The sequence below is a fragment of the Acinetobacter sp. YH12155 genome (assembly GCF_013418255.1).
In the GTDB taxonomy this organism is placed as follows: Bacteria; Pseudomonadota; Gammaproteobacteria; order Pseudomonadales; family Moraxellaceae; genus Acinetobacter; species Acinetobacter indicus.
This window is the reverse complement of record NZ_VPCK01000004.1, coordinates 132,609-149,171: the sequence shown is the minus strand read 5'-3', so window position 1 is coordinate 149,171 and position 16,563 is coordinate 132,609. Positions and strand designations below refer to the sequence as shown.

Below are 16,563 nucleotides of genomic sequence, written 5' to 3'. Positions count from 1 at the left end.
TAGTCCTCTCGCAGCAGAAACACTATTGAACTGCTGTAACACAATAGCCCAAGCCGATGATTAATCTTTATTTCTGGGCAAATGACGAATGTATTGCAGGGCAATCAGCCGGGAAACAATTAAGGCCAGATACATCACCCCGCAAAACATTTGCAGCATGGCAATCACCCGTACTGCCGGACCAATCGGCATCAGGTCAGACAGGCCGGTGGCAGACTGCAAACTGAAACTCAGAAACAGCAGATCCAGCCAGCTTTGTAAATCCGGTTGGGTCGGATGATAAAAACTGGAAGGATCCAGTATCTGGCAAATATTGTAAACAAAGGCAAACGCCCAGGCAATTAAGGTGAATACTGCGCCGGCGGCAAACAGTTCATCGCGAGTCAGGTAACGGTCTTCAAACATATAACGCAGCAAACCATAGGCCGCACTTAAATAGGCCGCGGCTTCAAAGGCATGACTAATCACCAGCACGGTCGGGTTATTAACCCCCAGCACAATCAGCAGAGAAAAGAACAAGGCGCCCGTGACAAAGCTCAGCCCTAAAAAAGTAAACATCGGGGTCTGGCGAATGACTTTGGCAATTAACAGCAATACCACCACACCCAGCATCCAGATCAGCACGCGATAGGTGGCATGATGACTGAGCAGCGACAACACGAGAATAAAAAACTGCATTAACAGCAGCCAGGCCGAAGGCAACAGCCGGAATCCTTTCCATAAATCAATGAATGCTTGCATGGGTACATCCTGGGTATCTTGGTGTAATGCGGACATCACTTTCTTTTTTGTTCTGATTACCATAGCATGCTTAAAAGCGCAGACAGATCACTCCTTTGTATGAAAATTACAGAAAAAGTACGTCAAGAAATCACCCAGATTGAATTCCGGGATGACCTTTCTCAGGATAAAAAAATTGCCAAAATCACCCATCTGGCCTGTGCCACCTGTGCCGGTGTCGCCATTCAGCCCCTGCCTTTTGCCGATATTCTGATTCTGACACCCTTACAAGGCTACTTTGCCAGCCGGATTGCTGCCATTCACGGCATTAAACTGACCGACAATGAAGCGCTGGACTGGGTCAAGGAGCTGATCGGGCTGGTGGGTTTGGGCATCGCCGCGCAGCAGATTGCACTGGGGGTCTGGAAAACCGTGACCTTTGGCTTTGGCGGCCTGCTGACCATTCCACTGGTCTACGGCCTGACTTTTGCGATTATGAAAGTGGCTGATCTGTATTTTTCCCATAAAGCCCGTAATGAAAAACTCAGTGAGGAACGCATTAAAGCGGTATGGAAACAGGCGTTCCAGCAAGGTAAAAAACAGGGACAGGCTCAGGCAGAGCAGCTGCAACAGCCAGAGGATTAAGCCATGACCCGATCGTCCTCACCCTCACCGATTCACTATCTCCGTAAAAATTTTGATGCGCTGGCCATCACCACCGTATTGGCCAAACTGGCCTGGAACGCGCGCACGCCGCAACTGACTGAAGCGGATCAGGCGGTACTGGCTGCATTAAGACGCAGCCATGCTGAACTGGCAAACGCCCCTCTGGAAGATATTCAGGCTTATTTACAGGGTTTTGATGAGCAGCAGATTGTCGGGCTGGTATCGACGGTTAAAGGCATGTTGCATGATATGGAGTTTGTACGGCTGGACCATGAAGATGGCGACAGTCTGTATGCCGCGTATCTGGACCAGCACGACCATACCGATTTTGATGTGCTTCTGGCCGATCAGCACAGCGGCGAAAGCTGGCAACTGCAACTAAAAGCCATCGAAGGTACTGGCACCGGCAAAGACTGGATTGCTGCCCCTCCTGAAGAAATGTTGCTTGCCACTGAAGAAATCGCGGCACAGTTGGGTCTGGAAAGTTCTGGTCTCAGCACCAAAGAGCTGACCCAGAGCGTGGAAGATGCGATTGATGTGATTGTCACCGCCAAAGACCCGAATGATGAACATTTCTGGGACTACTTTCCGGCCATCTCCGTGGCCAGTGTTTCACTGGCGATTTATGAACTGTTCCGGCGCTATCAGCAGCAGGAAATCAGCTGGTCAGAATTTAAATGGATGGCGGCCAAAGTATCTGGCATCAAGGTCAGTAAAATTGCCTTTATTGGTCTGCTGTTGGGTCTACCGGTGGTCGGTCAGGTCACGGGTGCCTACCTGGTCGCCAAGCTGTTACTGAATGCCAAAGCCACCTGGTTTGAAAAAGAATCAGCGCTATATCGCAAACTACAGGCCTACTGGGCCAGCAAGCAAAAACCGCAGCCATAAAAAAGCCCCTTGCGGGGCTTTTTCTAGGCATACCTGCTCATCTTAGTGATCAGATGCACCTGAGATACCAATACCGGTTTGTGAGCGGACAAACTGTGCATCGAATGCTTTACGTTCCGCTTGTGCTTGTGCAGAGTTATCGGTAATCGAGAACAACCAGCAGCAGAAGAATGACAATGGCATTGCGAAGATTGCAGGACCGTTAAATGGCACCACTGGTGTATCAGAAATTGCCAGCGTATCGACCCAAACTGCTTTCGACAATACGATCAGCACGACAGCAGACACCAGACCAGCAACACCACCAATCACTGCACCACGTGTAGTTAAACCTTTCCAGAACATCGACAGAACCAGTACCGGGAAGTTCGCACATGCCGCTACCGAGAATGCCAGACCCACCATGAAGGCAACGTTTTGTTTCTCGAACAGAATACCCAGAATCATCGCGAAGATCGCTAAACCTAAAGTTGCGATTTTAGACATGCGCAGTTCAGATTCAGGTGTAGTTTGGCCTTTCTTGAATACGTTGGCATACAAGTCGTGAGAGATTGCTGAAGCACCTGACAGGGTCAGACCGGCAACCACCGCAAGAATTGTGGCGAATGCAACTGCTGAAATGAAGCCCATGAACAGGTCGCCACCGACTGCGTCAGACAGGTGTACCGCCGCCATGTTGTTACCACCCACCAGCTCAAGCTTGCCAGTGACTGCCATTTTTGCGATATCCAGGAATTGCGGGTTGTTGGCCACATACAGGATCGCACCGAAACCAATGATGAAGGTTAACAGGTAGAAGTAACCAATAAAGCCGGTTGCAACCACAACAGATTTACGTGCTTCTTTGGCATCTTTTACCGTGAAGAAACGCATCAGGATGTGTGGCAGACCTGCAGTACCGAACATTAATGCCAGACCCAGTGAGATCGCATCAATCGGGTTAGATGCCAGGCTACCTGGACCCATGATATTGGCTGCATCAGCCAGGCTCAAGTCATGTACCTTCGAGAACACCTGAATTGATTGTTCAAACATATTGGTGAAGCTGAAGCCCACGCCTTTCATTACCATGAAGGCCATGAACGTTGCACCAGACAGTAACAGTACCGCTTTAATGATCTGTACCCAGGTCGTTGCCAGCATGCCGCCGAACATAACGTAAGCCATCATCAATAAGCCAACCAGCACAACTGCAATGTTATAGTTCAGACCGAACAGCAGTTTGATCAGCTGACCTGCACCCACCATCTGTGCAATCAGATAGAACGCGACGACGACTAGCGAGCTGAATGCCGCCAGGGTACGTACCGGTTTTTCTGATAAACGGAAGGAAACTACGTCAGACAGGTTGTATTTACCCAGGTTACGTAAACGTTCTGCAATCAGGAACAATACGATTGGCCAGCCCACCATGAAGCCCAGTGAATACAGCAAGCCGTCGAAGCCTGACATAAACACCATGGCGGAAATACCCAGGAAAGACGCAGCCGACATATAGTCACCGGCAATAGCCAGACCGTTTTGGAAACCTGAAATACCACCACCGGCAGTATAGAAGTCTTTGGTATTGGTGGTTTGTTTCGCCGCCCATTTGGTAATGAACAGGGTCGCACCCACAAAGATCAGGAACATGATAATTGCAGGCCAGTTGGTGGCTTGTTGTTCTGCTGCGCCCAGATCAGGTGCGGCAAAAGCCATACCTGACATCATCAACGCAGAAGCTGCAGCAGCTTGCGCCTTCAATGAAGTCCATTTCATCTTAGTCTTGTCCTTTTTGTTGTGCAATTGCTTCTACTTCACGCATTGCTTCTTCATTCAGTTGATCCAGCTTGTTATTCGCAATATAGGAATACACTGCACACAAAATGAAAGATAACACGATGATGCCCAGACCCAGTGGAATACCCCAGGTCGTCACGCCACCAGAAATGGAAGATAATAGAAACTCTTTGTTATAGCCAACTAACAACATGAAGCCGACATAAACGATTAACATGATTGCGGTAAGCGTCCAGCTAAGATTACGCTTTTTTGCAACCATTTCTTTGAATTTTGGATTGTGTAGAATTCGATCTACTTGAGCCTCATCCATAGTTTTACTCCTTGAAACGCCCAGCCTTAGGCGTAATTTTTAATTCGAATTATATTCATGATGAAAACTAACAAGTTTGTAGGGTGCTTGTAATTTAGACTTTGGTCGTTAAATTTTGAGCAATTCAAACTGATGCGTTCACGAATAGAGTATTATAACGCGAGATAAATACACCGCGGGTATTATGAACAGCTGGCTGATTATCGGGGTGTTAGCCCTTTATATTGCATTACTTTTTATTTGTGCATTTTTTGGTGAAAAACATGCGAGCCGCCTCAGTACGCGCGGTCGTATGCTGCTGTTCAGTCTGACCTTGGGCGTCTACTGTTCATCCTGGACCTTTTACGGGGCCACTGGTGCAGCGGTGCGTGAAGGCATTATCTTCCTGCCGATCTATTTAGGGCCGCTCTTGTTCGTGGCGGTTGGCTATGACATCTGGCGCCGTTTGGGTCGGGTCCGGCAACATCATGCCATTTCCTCGATTGCCGACTTCGTGGCAGCGCGATATGGCAAAAGTGGTGCCCTGGCCTCGCTGGTGACCATTCTGGCAGTCATTGCGATTATTCCCTATCTGGCCCTGCAGTTACGCGCAATTGCCTTAAGTGCTGCCGTAATTCTGGATCAGACCACCCATGTCGAAAGTACCACCAATGGCGTGCTGTTTTTAACCGCGCTGCTGGCGATTCTGGCAATGCTGTTTGGCACCCGGCAAATTGCCAACACCGAACAGCACGGCGGTTTAATGCTGGCGGTGGCCTTTGAATCTTTCGTCAAGCTGTTTGCCCTGCTCTGTGTGGCCGGTTTCTTTGTCTTTGAATCGGCCGATAACCTGAAGCAGATCAGCAATGATGTGGCCCAGACCTTCCATGAAGTGCAGCTGTTGGGCGTACCGGAAACTTTCTGGGTGCAAACCCTGCTGGCCGCACTGGCGATTATCTGCTTGCCACGCCAGTTCCACGTGGCGGTGGTCGAATTACGCGATGAAAAACATATTCGCGGGGCACGGCGCTGGTTTGCCGTTTATCTGATTTTAACCACCATCGCGATTATTCCAATTGCCAGCTGGGCCTTACATGCCGCGCCGCAATATCTGATGATTCCGGATGTCGCGGTGCTGTCCTTACCGCTCAGCTATAATCAGGAATGGCTGACCTTACTGGCCTTCCTGGGTGGTTTTTCGGCTTCAACCGGGATGTTGCTGGTGTCTTCAGTGGCGCTGTCGATCATGCTCAGTAATGACCTGATCATGCCGGCGCTGTGGCGCTCGGGCCTGATTTCGCGTCATGACAAACGGTTGCCACTGGTGCTGAAATTCACCCGCCGCATCTGTATTCTGGCGGTGATGCTGCTTGGCTTCCTGTTCTTCCATTTCTTTAATGATATTGACCAGCTTTCGGTCTTCGGTTTACTGGCCTTTAGTGCGGTAGCGCAGTTCTCCCCTGCCCTGATTGGCGGGCTGTACTGGCGCGGCGGCAGTAAACAGGGCGTCTATGCCGGCCTGATTGTCGGTTTTATCATGTGGGCCTATACCCTGCTCTGGCCAACGGTTTTACGCAGTCTGCCAGAGCAGTTCTCAGCGATTACCCAGTATTATTTAACTGTGGGGCCATTTGGTATTAATGGCTTACGTCCGGAAGCGCTGTTAGGTTTTGAATCATTTGCGCCGCTGACACATGGTGTGGTCTGGTCACTTGGTCTGAACCTATTGCTGTATGTCTGGGTATCGCGCATGTTCCGCCCGAGTGTGGCTGAACAGATTCAGGCTGAAAGTTTCTTCTACTATGAAACCAAGCCGCTGCCATCACACACCACCAGCAATGAAGTCAGCTATTCGCATCAGGATGTGGCGCGTTTAAAAGTCGGTGACCTGATTACGCTGGCCAAACGCATTACCGGCGATGAGCCAACCATGCAGGCCTTCCGGCAGTTCAGTGAACAGAATAATGTGGTGCTGAATGAAAACAGCAATGCCAACGGCATGTGGTGGCGTTTTACCGAACAGTACCTGGCCGGCACCATTGGCGCGGCATCGGCGCGAACCCTGCTCACCACGGCGATGGTCAACAATGGTCTGGCGCTAGGTCAGGTCGCCAATATTCTTGACCAGGCCTCCCAATGGCAGCGCTTTAACCAGAACCTGATCATGACCATGATCGACCACATGACCCAGGGGGTGAGCGTGGTCGATGAAAACATGTGTCTGGTGGCCTGGAACAATCAATATCTGAAACTGTTTGATTATCCAAAAGATATTGTCTATGTCGGCTGTCCAATTGCCGACCTGATCCGCTATAACGCCGAGCGCGGCGAATGTGGCCCGGGCTCGGTGGAAGAACACGTGCGTAAACGGATTCACTGGATGAAAGTCGGCAGTGCGCATGAGTTTGAACGTATCCGTAAAGATGGCCGCGTGATTCAAATGCGCGGTAATCCGATTGAAGGCGGTGGCTTCGTGACCACCTTTGCCGATATTACCGCCTTCCGTGAAAATGAAGCGGTCCTTGAAGCACGTGTACAAGACCGTACCCAGCAATTGGCCGATGCCCTGGCCGAACAGCAGCTGGCGCGCGAACAGGCCGATAAAGCCAATATGTCCAAGAGCCGCTTTATTGCCGCGGCCAGTCATGACCTATTACAGCCGATGCACGCAGCCCGTCTGTTCAGTACCGCGCTGGAGCAAAGCATCCAGTCAGATGATGACCGTAAAACCTTGCAGCAGCTGGATCGTGCGCTGCATGGGGCTGAAAGCATGCTGTCTGCACTGCTGGATATTGCCCGTTTAGAAGGCGGCACTATTCAGCCAAAACGTCAGCCTTATCCACTGCATGACCTGCTCAGTGATCTGGAACTGCAATTTAAATCCATTGCTGCACAGCGTGGCATCCAGTTTGTCGTGCATGATGCCCAGTTCTGGATTGACACCGATCCGCAATGGATTCGCCGGATTATCCAAAACTTTGTCAGCAATGCACTGCGTTATACCGCCAAAGGCAAAGTCGTGGTCGGGGTATTACGTTCTGCACAGCGTCCGCAGCATATCCGCATCGGGGTCTGGGATACCGGTCCCGGCATTGCCGAAGAACAGCGCATTAAACTGTTCCAGGAATTTGAACGTTGCGGCCATACCTCGCCGTGGGGTGAACAGGGTCTGGGCCTCGGTCTGGCCATTGTGCAGCGTATGACCAGCCTGCTGGATTATCCGGTCTATGTCTATTCCACTCTCGGACAGGGCTCCTGCTTCATGATTGAAGTACCGGTGGTGGCTGCACCTAAAGCCGTGGCTGCACCGGTTCAGGCCGTACCGCTGAAAACCAAGGCCTATAAAATTCTGTGTCTGGATAATGATGAAACCATTTTAGAAGGCATGGCGACCTTATTGGGCAAATGGGGCTATCAGGTCTTTAAAGCCACCGAACCGGAACAGGCCCTGGAGATTATCCAGCAGGAAAATATTCAGGTCTGGCTGGTCGATCAGCATTTAAATAACAATAAAGTCGGTCTGGACTTTATTCTGGCCAACCGTCAGGAAAATGTACCAGTGGCATTAATTACCGCCGATTCGGATCCGGAATTACCGCAGCGTCTAAAAGAGCTGAATATCGTGTTGCTGAAAAAACCGCTGAAACCGGCCTCCTTGCGAGCCTGGTTATCCGGTCTGAAAATTTCAGCTTAGGCTGACATATTTTGAAACCTCTTTGCGGCTTCGGTAACAAAGAGGTTTTGTATTTTGGGCCTGAAAATGGCGATTTATTGCAGCCCGCTAGGCAAAACTGCTCAAAACAGGCACTATCTGCCTGACAGCCATTGGCAGAAAATTCCATTGAATTATTTACTATGGCAAAGGCTACCAAAAATCTCAGTGTACAGCTGTATACCTGGTTACAAAATTTTAATCTTATGATTTTTAAAATTATTTTTTGATTAAAAAATATGCATTAGACTTTAGTCGCATATCTGATATGTAGCAATACGCGCATAAAAAAGACATTAAAAAGAAAAGATCAGTGTTTAGTCTGGAGATGAGCCCCTGAACGTCCTGTCCGGAGCTGATCATCATCCAGCCTAGAGGAGTTTTTTGATGAGTCTTTCAAGCGCAGTACAGCAAGGTCATGAGCAGAACCAACAGTTTCACCGTCAGTATGGCGCCAATGCCCTGTTGCCGGCCATCGACTGGAAAACCCTGTTTCAGCACAGCAAATTAGAACATGCGCATATTGAAGCCCTGAATACCATTTATCAAACCGCTGTACCGCTGGCCTTACAGGTCTTTGATGAACTGCATTTTGATGTATTTAGTCCGGCAGCCTATAAACCACAAGGACTGGGCCTGTTTGAAAAACTGTCTGAACAGGAACAGAAACTGCTGCGTTCGCTGGAAACTGAATGTGACTGTCTTGGTGCCACCACCCGTCACCAGATCTGGAGCATGCTGCTGCGCGGTGGTGCGGTCCTGGTATTTAAAGCCTGGCTCGGCAAAGTCAAAACCGATAAAACCGAACTCGATACCAGCCAGTTTGATGAACTGTCCGATTTACTGTTTATCAAAACCCCGCCGCATGAACTGGCACAGCGTTTAGGTGTAGATATTCATTCCCATGAAGATCATATCTTCCTGATGTATGGCAATGATGTCTATTTGGACCGTTTTAACAGTCTGGAAACTGCCGCGCTATTTGTCGATTTAGGCGTCTATGATCCGGCATTTTTAAGCCTGCGCGATGACCGTATTGCCGACTACTTAAAATCTCAGGACTATGTGACTCAGGAACAGATTGATGAATTGCAATGCGCTTTGAATCCGCTGTTCTGTACCGATGCCACACCGAAACAGGATTGTCTGGCTTAAGCCTTAGCCGATCTGCAAAACAAAAAGGACATCATTTGATGTCCTTTTTATATATTTTTCAATATTTAGATTTTCTTTTCTTCAATATTCAGCGCATTAATCGCCAATACCGCCTGGGTACGGTTTTGTACGCCCAGTTTACGGAAAATCGCCGTCACGTGTGCCTTAATGGTCGCTTCAGAAACATCCAGTTCATAGGCAATCTGTTTATTCAGCAAACCTTCAGCCACCATCATCAACACACGGAACTGCTGCGGCGTTAAGGACTGAATCCGCTCTGCCAGTGCAGTTTCATCGGCAGCACGCGGGTCAAAATTGACATTGGCCGGCAGGTTTGGCGGTAACCAGATTTCGCCTTCCAGCACCTGACGAATCGCTTCGCCAATATGGCTTGGGTGGGCAGATTTTGGAATATAACCCATGGCACCATGCGCAATGGCACGCTGGATAATCGACACTTCTTCATGTGCCGACACCACAATAATCGGAATTGAAGGATATTGTGCACGCACATGCACCAGCGCCGAGAAACCCGAAGCGCCTGGCAAATTTAAATCGAGGAGAACAAGATCAGGTTCAGGTCCTTTTTCTAAACGTTCATAGAATTCATTGACTGCAGCAGTTTCATGAATTTGAGCTTGCGGTAAGCTATAGCGTACAGCCTGAATTAAAGCATGACGAAACAGCGGATGATCATCAACGATTAAAATATTCATAAGTGACGTGAGAGATCTTGTGCACAATGGCTCCTATTCTACCCATACAAATGCAGTTAAGGATATGCAAGAGTGAACTATTTTTGGCTTAAACGAGATTTTTTGTCCGATTATTCATATTTTCTTACATTTTCTTAAATCTGAGATAGGAAATCTGATTTTGATATAATATTTATCAGCCTGATTCAGATGCTTATCTGAGTCGCATATAAGTATAAATTTCAATTATTTATTTCATTAAATTTAGTTATTAATTGCTCATTTTAAAGTTATCTGAAAAACAGATAACTTTTCTGTATTTGCTTATTTTACAGGGTAATTCAACTATTGATTAATAACAGACATTCCGAGATCAACCACAATTCAGGTAAGCCTATGTCTGTTTTCAATTCAACCAAACCACTCAATATTGTCGCAGTATCGGGCGGCTTAAATCATCCGTCTAAAACCGAAGCTTTGGTACAAGCCATTATTGATGAACTGGGCGAAGCCACCCCGATTCAGGTGCATTTTATTAAATTCAGTGAAATTGCCCCTTTGCTGGGCGGCGCCATTTACCGCAAGCAGTTGCCACAGCACGTGCAGGATGATCTGGCTGCCGTTGAAGCGGCGGATGCGTTAATTGTCGGTACACCGGTATATCGCGCCTCCTTTACCGGTCTATTCAAACATTTCTTTGATTTTGTCGAACAGACTGCGCTGGTAGATGTACCGGTATTACTGGCGGCATCGGGGGGTAGTGACCGCCATGCCTTGGTACTGGAGCATCAGCTGCGTCCGTTATTCAGCTTTTTCCAGGCGCAAACCTTGCCTATTGGTGTCTATGCCACAGATCGTGACTTTACCCCGGAATACACCATCCATAGCGAGGCCCTGCGTGACCGGATTACGTTGGCTGTGGCACGCGCCCTGCCCATTCTGGAATGGGCACCGGCCAAAGGCCAGCGCGCCGAAGTGGTGAAAAGTAAAACCCAGCAGGCCAACCAGAACCTGGGCATTAATAAACAGATTGAGCAGGATGAAGTACTACCTTCTGCTGCAGTACCTAGTCTAGATGCAGCAGAATCGCGTCTGCATCAGAACAAGGTCAAACCGCAAGTGGCTTAACCTGCTGACCCGCTGGCATCCCCTTCTTCCGAGTGTAGTCTTGGCCATTGATCCTGCGGATTCAGGCTTGCAGCAGTCTGGGTCCGCAAGCTTGCAGCGAAACATCGCTGCAATGCCGGATCAAATAAACACAACAACAGGCCCCTTATTTTTCCCTCAAGACTCGGCTTGAGGGATTTTTTCATTTTAAGCTCTGACTCACTGAAATCAGGATGAAGCGGTTTAAGTCTTAAGAATAAAAACTGGGATCTGGCACTTTGCCAGTCAGCACCCATTCGCCCAGTTCCTGATATTTATAATCCACCGGATCATGCAGGGTCTGGGTACGCACATTGCGCCAGAAACGATCCAGATTCAGCTGGGCGGTGGTGGCCCGTGCGCCCATTACCTGAAACATCTGCTCGGTAATATATAAAGAGGTATTGGTCGAGGCAATTTTGGCCGTAGCAATGGCCACCGCTACTTCACCGCGCTGTTCAGCCGTGAGTTCCGGTCCGATGCGCCAAGCCTGCTGCACACTCTGCACGGCTTTATCTGCCAAAAGCCGGACACTTTCTAGCTGCAGATAAAACTCGGCGCAATGCCGTTGAATAAACGGGTCATCCACCGCCTGCTCGACCCGAGATTTGGACCAGGCTTTTTGACCTTGCACGCTCTGAATCGCTGTTTCAAATGCCCCTTCGGCCACACCCAAAAACAGATGCACAAAAATCAGTTGTGCAATTAGCGGCCGCAAACTGGCATAAGGCGTACTTAGCGGTCCGGGATTCAGCAGCAATTCATGTTGATGAACACGCACCTGTTCAAAATGGGTCGTGCCGCTATCGGTCTGGCGCTGTCCCATATTGTGCCAGTCACCCAGAAAATGGACACCACTCCGGGTACTCGGAATCACCGCAATCAAAAGCCTGCCGGTCGCATCATAACCGGAACAGAGCAACAGGTCTGAATCGACCGAACCGGAGCAGAAGCTTTTATCGCCCTGAAACAGATATTCAGAATCTGCGACCGGTGTGACCGTGGTACGCCGATCCAGCGGATTCAGGGCATTGCCCCAAAACAGCTGCTGCTGAACTGTCTGTTGCAACCAGTGCTGATATTGTGCGGGCTGGGCGAACAGCTGCACGGTGGCAATCAGTAAATGATGAAATGCATAGACATGCGCCAAGGAGCTGTCCGCTTGTGCCAAAATCTGGACCGTTTTAAATATAGTCGACCAGGCGGCACCCTGCCCGCCATATTCTGTCGGAATTGATAAACTCAGCAAACCGCTACGGCGAATCAGATCACGCTCTGCTTTGGGATTACCGCCCTGCCGGTCACGTTCAGCGGCGGTCTGGGCAAACTGGCGGGCCAGTTGTCGGGCAATTTCACGCGGGTCTAAAACAGTGGCCGTAGTCGGGTTCATCTAAAAATCATATCCTTGATCAATCGTAATACTGTGGATGGAGCGGGCTGTTGTGCTCGCATCGTGTCCAGCTATGCTACACGGTTTTCAGTATAAAAATACCGCCTACGAGAGGCGGTATCTTAATATTTATTTTTAACGGCTGGCTTGCACCGTGGCAATCAGCTGATCTACCACTTGTGGTTCTGCCAGGGTTGAGGTATCGCCCAGACTATCCAGCTCATTGGCGGCAATTTTTCTCAAGATCCGGCGCATGATTTTACCGGAACGGGTTTTTGGTAAGGCCGGTGCCCAATGCAGCGCATCTGGAGTGGCCACCGGTCCCAGATTTTTCCGGACCCAGTTGACCAGTTCGGTACGCAGCTCATCACTTTCTGTCACGCCGGCTTGCAAGGTAACAAAGGTACAAATGCCCTGACCTTTAATATCATGCGGCATGCCCACCACCGCGGCTTCGGCCACCGCATCATGTGCCACCAGCGCACTTTCAATTTCAGCCGTGCCTAGGCGGTGTCCGGAAATATTCAGGACATCATCGACCCGGCCGGTAATCCAGTAATAGCCATCTTTATCGCGGCGCGCGCCATCTCCGGTAAAGTAACTGCCCGGATAGGTGGCAAAATAGGCTTCAATAAAGCGAGCCGGATCGCCCCAGATGGTGCGCATTTGCCCTGGCCAGGAATCCTTGATAATCAGGTTACCTTCGGCTTCACCTTCCAGCTCATTACCTTCAGCATCGACCAGGGCCGGTTGTACCCCAAACAGCGGACGCGTGGCCGAGCCCGGTTTCAGTGGCGTTGCGCCCGGCAGCGGCGACATCAGAATCCCGCCGGTTTCGGTTTGCCACCAGGTATCCACAATTGGGCAGCGGCTTTCACCAACCACGGTGTAGTACCAGTTCCAGGCTTCCGGGTTAATCGGTTCACCAACCGAACCAAGCAGACGTAGACTGCTGCGGTCACTTTCCCGTACAAAGCTGTCGCCTTCACGCATCATGGCGCGAATCGCAGTGGGTGCGGTATATAAAATCGTGACGTTGTGTTTATCAATCAAATGCCCGGTGCGCGCCCAGGTCGGATATTGCGGCACCCCTTCAAACATCACTGTGGTGGTGCCATTCGATAATGGCCCGTAAATTACATAGGAGTGCCCGGTCACCCAGCCGACATCGGCGGTACACCAGAACACATCATCCTGTTTAATATCAAACACTTCACGGAAGGTACTGTTGACATAAGTCAGATAACCGCCGGTGGTGTGCAGCACCCCTTTCGGCTTACCGGTCGAGCCGGAAGTATATAAAATAAATAACGGGTCTTCGGCATTCATTGGCTCAGGCGGGCAAATTTCATTGACCGTCATGATTTCCATGTGATACCACAGGTCACGCCCGGCTTTCATTTCAATCGGGTTACCGGTCCGGTGGACCACAATCACGTTTTGCACCGACTCGGTACCGGCCACAGTAAGGGCCTGATCGACATTGGCCTTTAAATAAATCGGCTTGCCGCCGCGCATGGCCGAATCTGCGGTAATCACCAGTTTGGCCTGACTGTCTTCAATCCGGCTGGCCAGCGAATCTGGAGAGAATCCACCAAACACCACACAATGCACCGCGCCAATCCGGGCACAGGCCAGCATGGCAATGGCAGCCTCGGACACCATTGGCATATACAGCACTACGCGGTCGCCTTTGGTGACGCCATTTTTTTTCAGCACATTGGCAAAGCGGCAGGTTTCATCGTACAGCTCACGGTAGGAAATAATTTTATGCCGTGAAGGGTGGTCGCCTTCCCAGATAATTGCCGGTTTATAAGGATGTTCTTTTAAATGCCGGTCCAGACAGTTGGCACTGACATTGAGCTGGCCATCGGCAAACCATTCAATCTTGAAATTGTCCGGATCAAAATTGGTATTTTTGACCTGGGTAAACGGCTTAATCCAGTCCAGACGCTTGGCCTGCTCGGCCCAGAACTCGTCGGGTTGTTCAATGGATTGCTGATAACGTTCGAAATATTCTGCCTCGTTGGTACGCGCAGTTTTCTTAAATTCTTCGGGTACAGGATAGATCTCATTCATATTATACTTCCTTGATCTTCTCTCATCTCATCACGAGATGTATGCCACATTCTTGATTTTTTATTTCTGCATATCAGCAGTATGACGCTTATTTTTTCTCCACCACAATCATGCTTTGGTCGTAGCGATTGATTTAATTTTAAGCACAGATACACCAGCAGATTCAATGTCTTTGCCGTACTTTTCAGTATAAAAGCAGTAGCTTTATCTATAAAAACAACCCGCTTGCAGTCAAAACCGCAGTGTACTTTGCAAAAATAGGCAGCGCGCTTGCAGAATGTTTATTAAAATCCGGCCGGATTTCAGGCAAAATACGATTTTATTGCTGAGGACTGGCAGATTCGTGGCCGAAGAAAAAACCCAACTGGGCGAAGTCACCCAAGAAACTTCCGAGCTGATTCAACAGGCCACGGAAAAAACCACCCAGAAAGTCATTGAACATACCCATAAATACAATGATGCCTATTCTGCTATTGATAAAATCATGGAAGGCTTCTGGGAGCGTGTGCCCTATTTCCTGATCGCGCTTGGCGTGATTCTGATTTTCTGGCTGATTGCCCAGCTGTTTAAATTTTTTGTGAAAAAAACCTTATCCAACCGCAGTTATACCCGGCAAAATCTGGTGCTGGTACTGAACCGGGTTGGCAGTTCGGTGATTATCTTCTTCGGGTTCTTAATTGGTCTGGTGATTGCCATTCCCGGCTTTACCCCGGGCCAGCTGATGAGCGCCCTCGGGATTGGTTCGGTTGCCATTGGCTTTGCCTTTAAGGATATTTTCCAGAACCTGCTTTCCGGCGTGCTGATTTTACTGGGTGAGCCCTTTAAGATTGGCGACAGCATTCTGGTGAATGGACTGGAAGGTACGGTCGAAGATATCCAGATTCGCGCCACCTTTTTACGCTCGGCCGATGGTCGCCGCATTGTGATTCCCAATGCCACGGTCTATACCAGCGCCATTACCGTCAATACTGCCTTTCCACGCCGCCGCTGCGAATTTGTGGTCGGCATTGGCTATGAAGATGACATTCAGAAAGCCAAAGATCTGGTGATGTGCATTCTGAAACGTGACCCGACCATTCTGACCCAGCCGGAATTTAGCGTTAATGTCGATGCGCTGGCCAATTTCTCGGTCAATTTACGCGTGCAATGGTGGATTAATACCAGCGAAACCAATAGCGCGGCATCTATCAGTAAAATTCAGGAAGAAGTCATTCAAAGCTTTGCCGAACAGGGCATTTCCATTCCTTACCCGGTGCAGGAAGTGAAAGTCTATCGCGGTGATCCATCGGTGGCAGACAGCTCAGAGGCTAAATAAACGTCCCAGCACATACGGAATCACGGTTTCCGTGCGGATAATCCGGTTGCCCAGACTCACCGCCTGGCAGCCGTTGTGTATCAAAAGATCGACCTCATAAGGAATAAAACCACCTTCCGGCCCAATCACAATGCTACAGGGATGCTGAATCGCGGCAGGCATGCGCATCTCTGCATAGGGATGTGCCACATAGGCAGGACAATCGGCGCTAATCAGACCCGGTAAAACATCTTCAACAAAGGGTTTAAAGCGTTTGTACAGTTCAACTTTTGGTGCAATGGTATCGCCAGCCTGCTCCAGCCCCAGTTCAATATAATGCTCCAGCTGCTGTAAAAATGGCGTCTGCCAGTAGCTTTTATCGACCCGATAGCTATGCATCAGGATAATTTTTTCCACCCCGACCGTGACTGCATCCATAATTAAACGGCGCAGCACTTTCGGACGTGGTAAAGCCACAATTAACGTCACTGGCAATTTTGCTGGCACAGCTTCTTCTTTTAACGGTTTTAGACGAACTGTTTTGTCTGTAATTTCGATAATTTCCGTGAGATACCGTTTGCCTTCACGAATCCCAACTTTCAGGGTATCACCAACCTGAATATCCAGATGCTGTTGCAAATGCGCTAACTGCCGCGTTGAACTAATCGACCACAGTTCAGATTCAGTTTGGCGAGGATCAAGAAGGACAATATTCATAAAAAAATAACTCAACAAATCCATCACTGG

Annotated in this window: 13 protein-coding genes; 6 read left to right on the top strand and 7 right to left on the bottom strand. The window is 49.3% G+C overall.

The genetic code is table 11. From position 1 onward, the window contains the following. Positions 1-60: 60 nt before the first annotated feature. A complete protein-coding gene (locus FTU86_RS03950; protein WP_005180739.1) occupies positions 61-741 on the bottom strand; it encodes an ion channel in 681 nt (226 codons plus the stop codon). 99 nt (positions 742-840) lie between these two features. Between FTU86_RS03950 and FTU86_RS03945 the strand changes: the two genes are divergently transcribed. Both FTU86_RS03945 and FTU86_RS03940 read left to right on the top strand, forming a co-directional pair. Further along, positions 841-1,365 carry a DUF697 domain-containing protein gene (locus tag FTU86_RS03945; protein ID WP_005180740.1) on the top strand — a complete coding sequence of 175 codons (525 nt, stop codon included), beginning with the start codon at positions 841-843 and terminating at the stop codon, positions 1,363-1,365. 3 nt (positions 1,366-1,368) lie between these two features. Next, complete coding sequence (locus FTU86_RS03940; protein ID WP_180048337.1) at positions 1,369-2,274, top strand: hypothetical protein; 906 nt, start codon at positions 1,369-1,371, stop codon at positions 2,272-2,274. Positions 2,275-2,316: 42 nt separating this feature from the next. Here FTU86_RS03940 and FTU86_RS03935 read toward each other — a convergent pair whose 3' ends face one another. Both FTU86_RS03935 and FTU86_RS03930 read right to left on the bottom strand, forming a co-directional pair. Beyond that, complete coding sequence (locus FTU86_RS03935; protein WP_104489272.1) at positions 2,317-4,032, bottom strand: cation acetate symporter; 1,716 nt, start codon at positions 4,030-4,032, stop codon at positions 2,317-2,319. 1 nt (position 4,033) lies between these two features. After that, positions 4,034-4,366: a DUF485 domain-containing protein gene (locus tag FTU86_RS03930; protein WP_005180745.1), complete on the bottom strand. Its 333-nt coding sequence runs from the start codon at positions 4,364-4,366 to the stop codon at positions 4,034-4,036. A 184-nt stretch (positions 4,367-4,550) separates the two neighbouring features. Here FTU86_RS03930 and FTU86_RS03925 point away from each other — a divergent pair, with 184 nt between their 5' ends. Both FTU86_RS03925 and FTU86_RS03920 read left to right on the top strand, forming a co-directional pair. Further along, positions 4,551-8,039, top strand: a complete 3,489-nt coding sequence (locus FTU86_RS03925) for a PAS domain-containing hybrid sensor histidine kinase/response regulator (protein WP_180048336.1) — start codon at positions 4,551-4,553, stop codon at positions 8,037-8,039. Between the two features lie 405 nt (positions 8,040-8,444). Then, positions 8,445-9,212, top strand: coding sequence for a hypothetical protein (locus tag FTU86_RS03920; protein WP_005180752.1), 768 nt, complete (start codon positions 8,445-8,447; stop codon positions 9,210-9,212). 65 nt (positions 9,213-9,277) lie between these two features. Here the strand turns inward: FTU86_RS03920 and FTU86_RS03915 are convergent, their stop codons facing one another. Continuing rightward, on the bottom strand, positions 9,278-9,928 hold the full coding sequence (locus FTU86_RS03915; protein WP_005180757.1) for a response regulator transcription factor: 651 nt from the start codon (positions 9,926-9,928) through the stop codon (positions 9,278-9,280). Positions 9,929-10,303: 375 nt separating this feature from the next. On the opposite strand from FTU86_RS03915, the gene msuE reads away from it, so the two are divergent. Beyond that, entirely contained in the window at positions 10,304-11,035 is a 732-nt protein-coding gene (gene msuE / locus FTU86_RS03910; protein WP_180048335.1) for an FMN reductase, read from the top strand. A 229-nt stretch (positions 11,036-11,264) separates the two neighbouring features. Here msuE and FTU86_RS03905 read toward each other — a convergent pair whose 3' ends face one another. Both FTU86_RS03905 and acs read right to left on the bottom strand, forming a co-directional pair. After that, a complete protein-coding gene (locus FTU86_RS03905; protein ID WP_180048333.1) occupies positions 11,265-12,443 on the bottom strand; it encodes an acyl-CoA dehydrogenase family protein in 1,179 nt (392 codons plus the stop codon). A gap of 135 nt (positions 12,444-12,578) precedes the next feature. Next, positions 12,579-14,522, bottom strand: a complete 1,944-nt coding sequence (gene acs, locus FTU86_RS03900) for an acetate--CoA ligase (RefSeq protein ID WP_104483887.1) — start codon at positions 14,520-14,522, stop codon at positions 12,579-12,581. Between the two features lie 343 nt (positions 14,523-14,865). Here acs and FTU86_RS03895 point away from each other — a divergent pair, with 343 nt between their 5' ends. Then, a complete protein-coding gene (locus tag FTU86_RS03895) occupies positions 14,866-15,837 on the top strand; it encodes a mechanosensitive ion channel family protein (protein WP_075167295.1) in 972 nt (323 codons plus the stop codon). On the opposite strand, the gene FTU86_RS03890 is transcribed toward FTU86_RS03895, so the two are convergent. Further along, positions 15,823-16,533, bottom strand: coding sequence for a 16S rRNA (uracil(1498)-N(3))-methyltransferase (locus FTU86_RS03890; protein ID WP_005180773.1), 711 nt, complete (start codon positions 16,531-16,533; stop codon positions 15,823-15,825). The two genes, FTU86_RS03895 and FTU86_RS03890, sit on opposite strands and share 15 nt — an antisense overlap. Between the last annotated feature and the right edge of the window lie 30 nt (positions 16,534-16,563).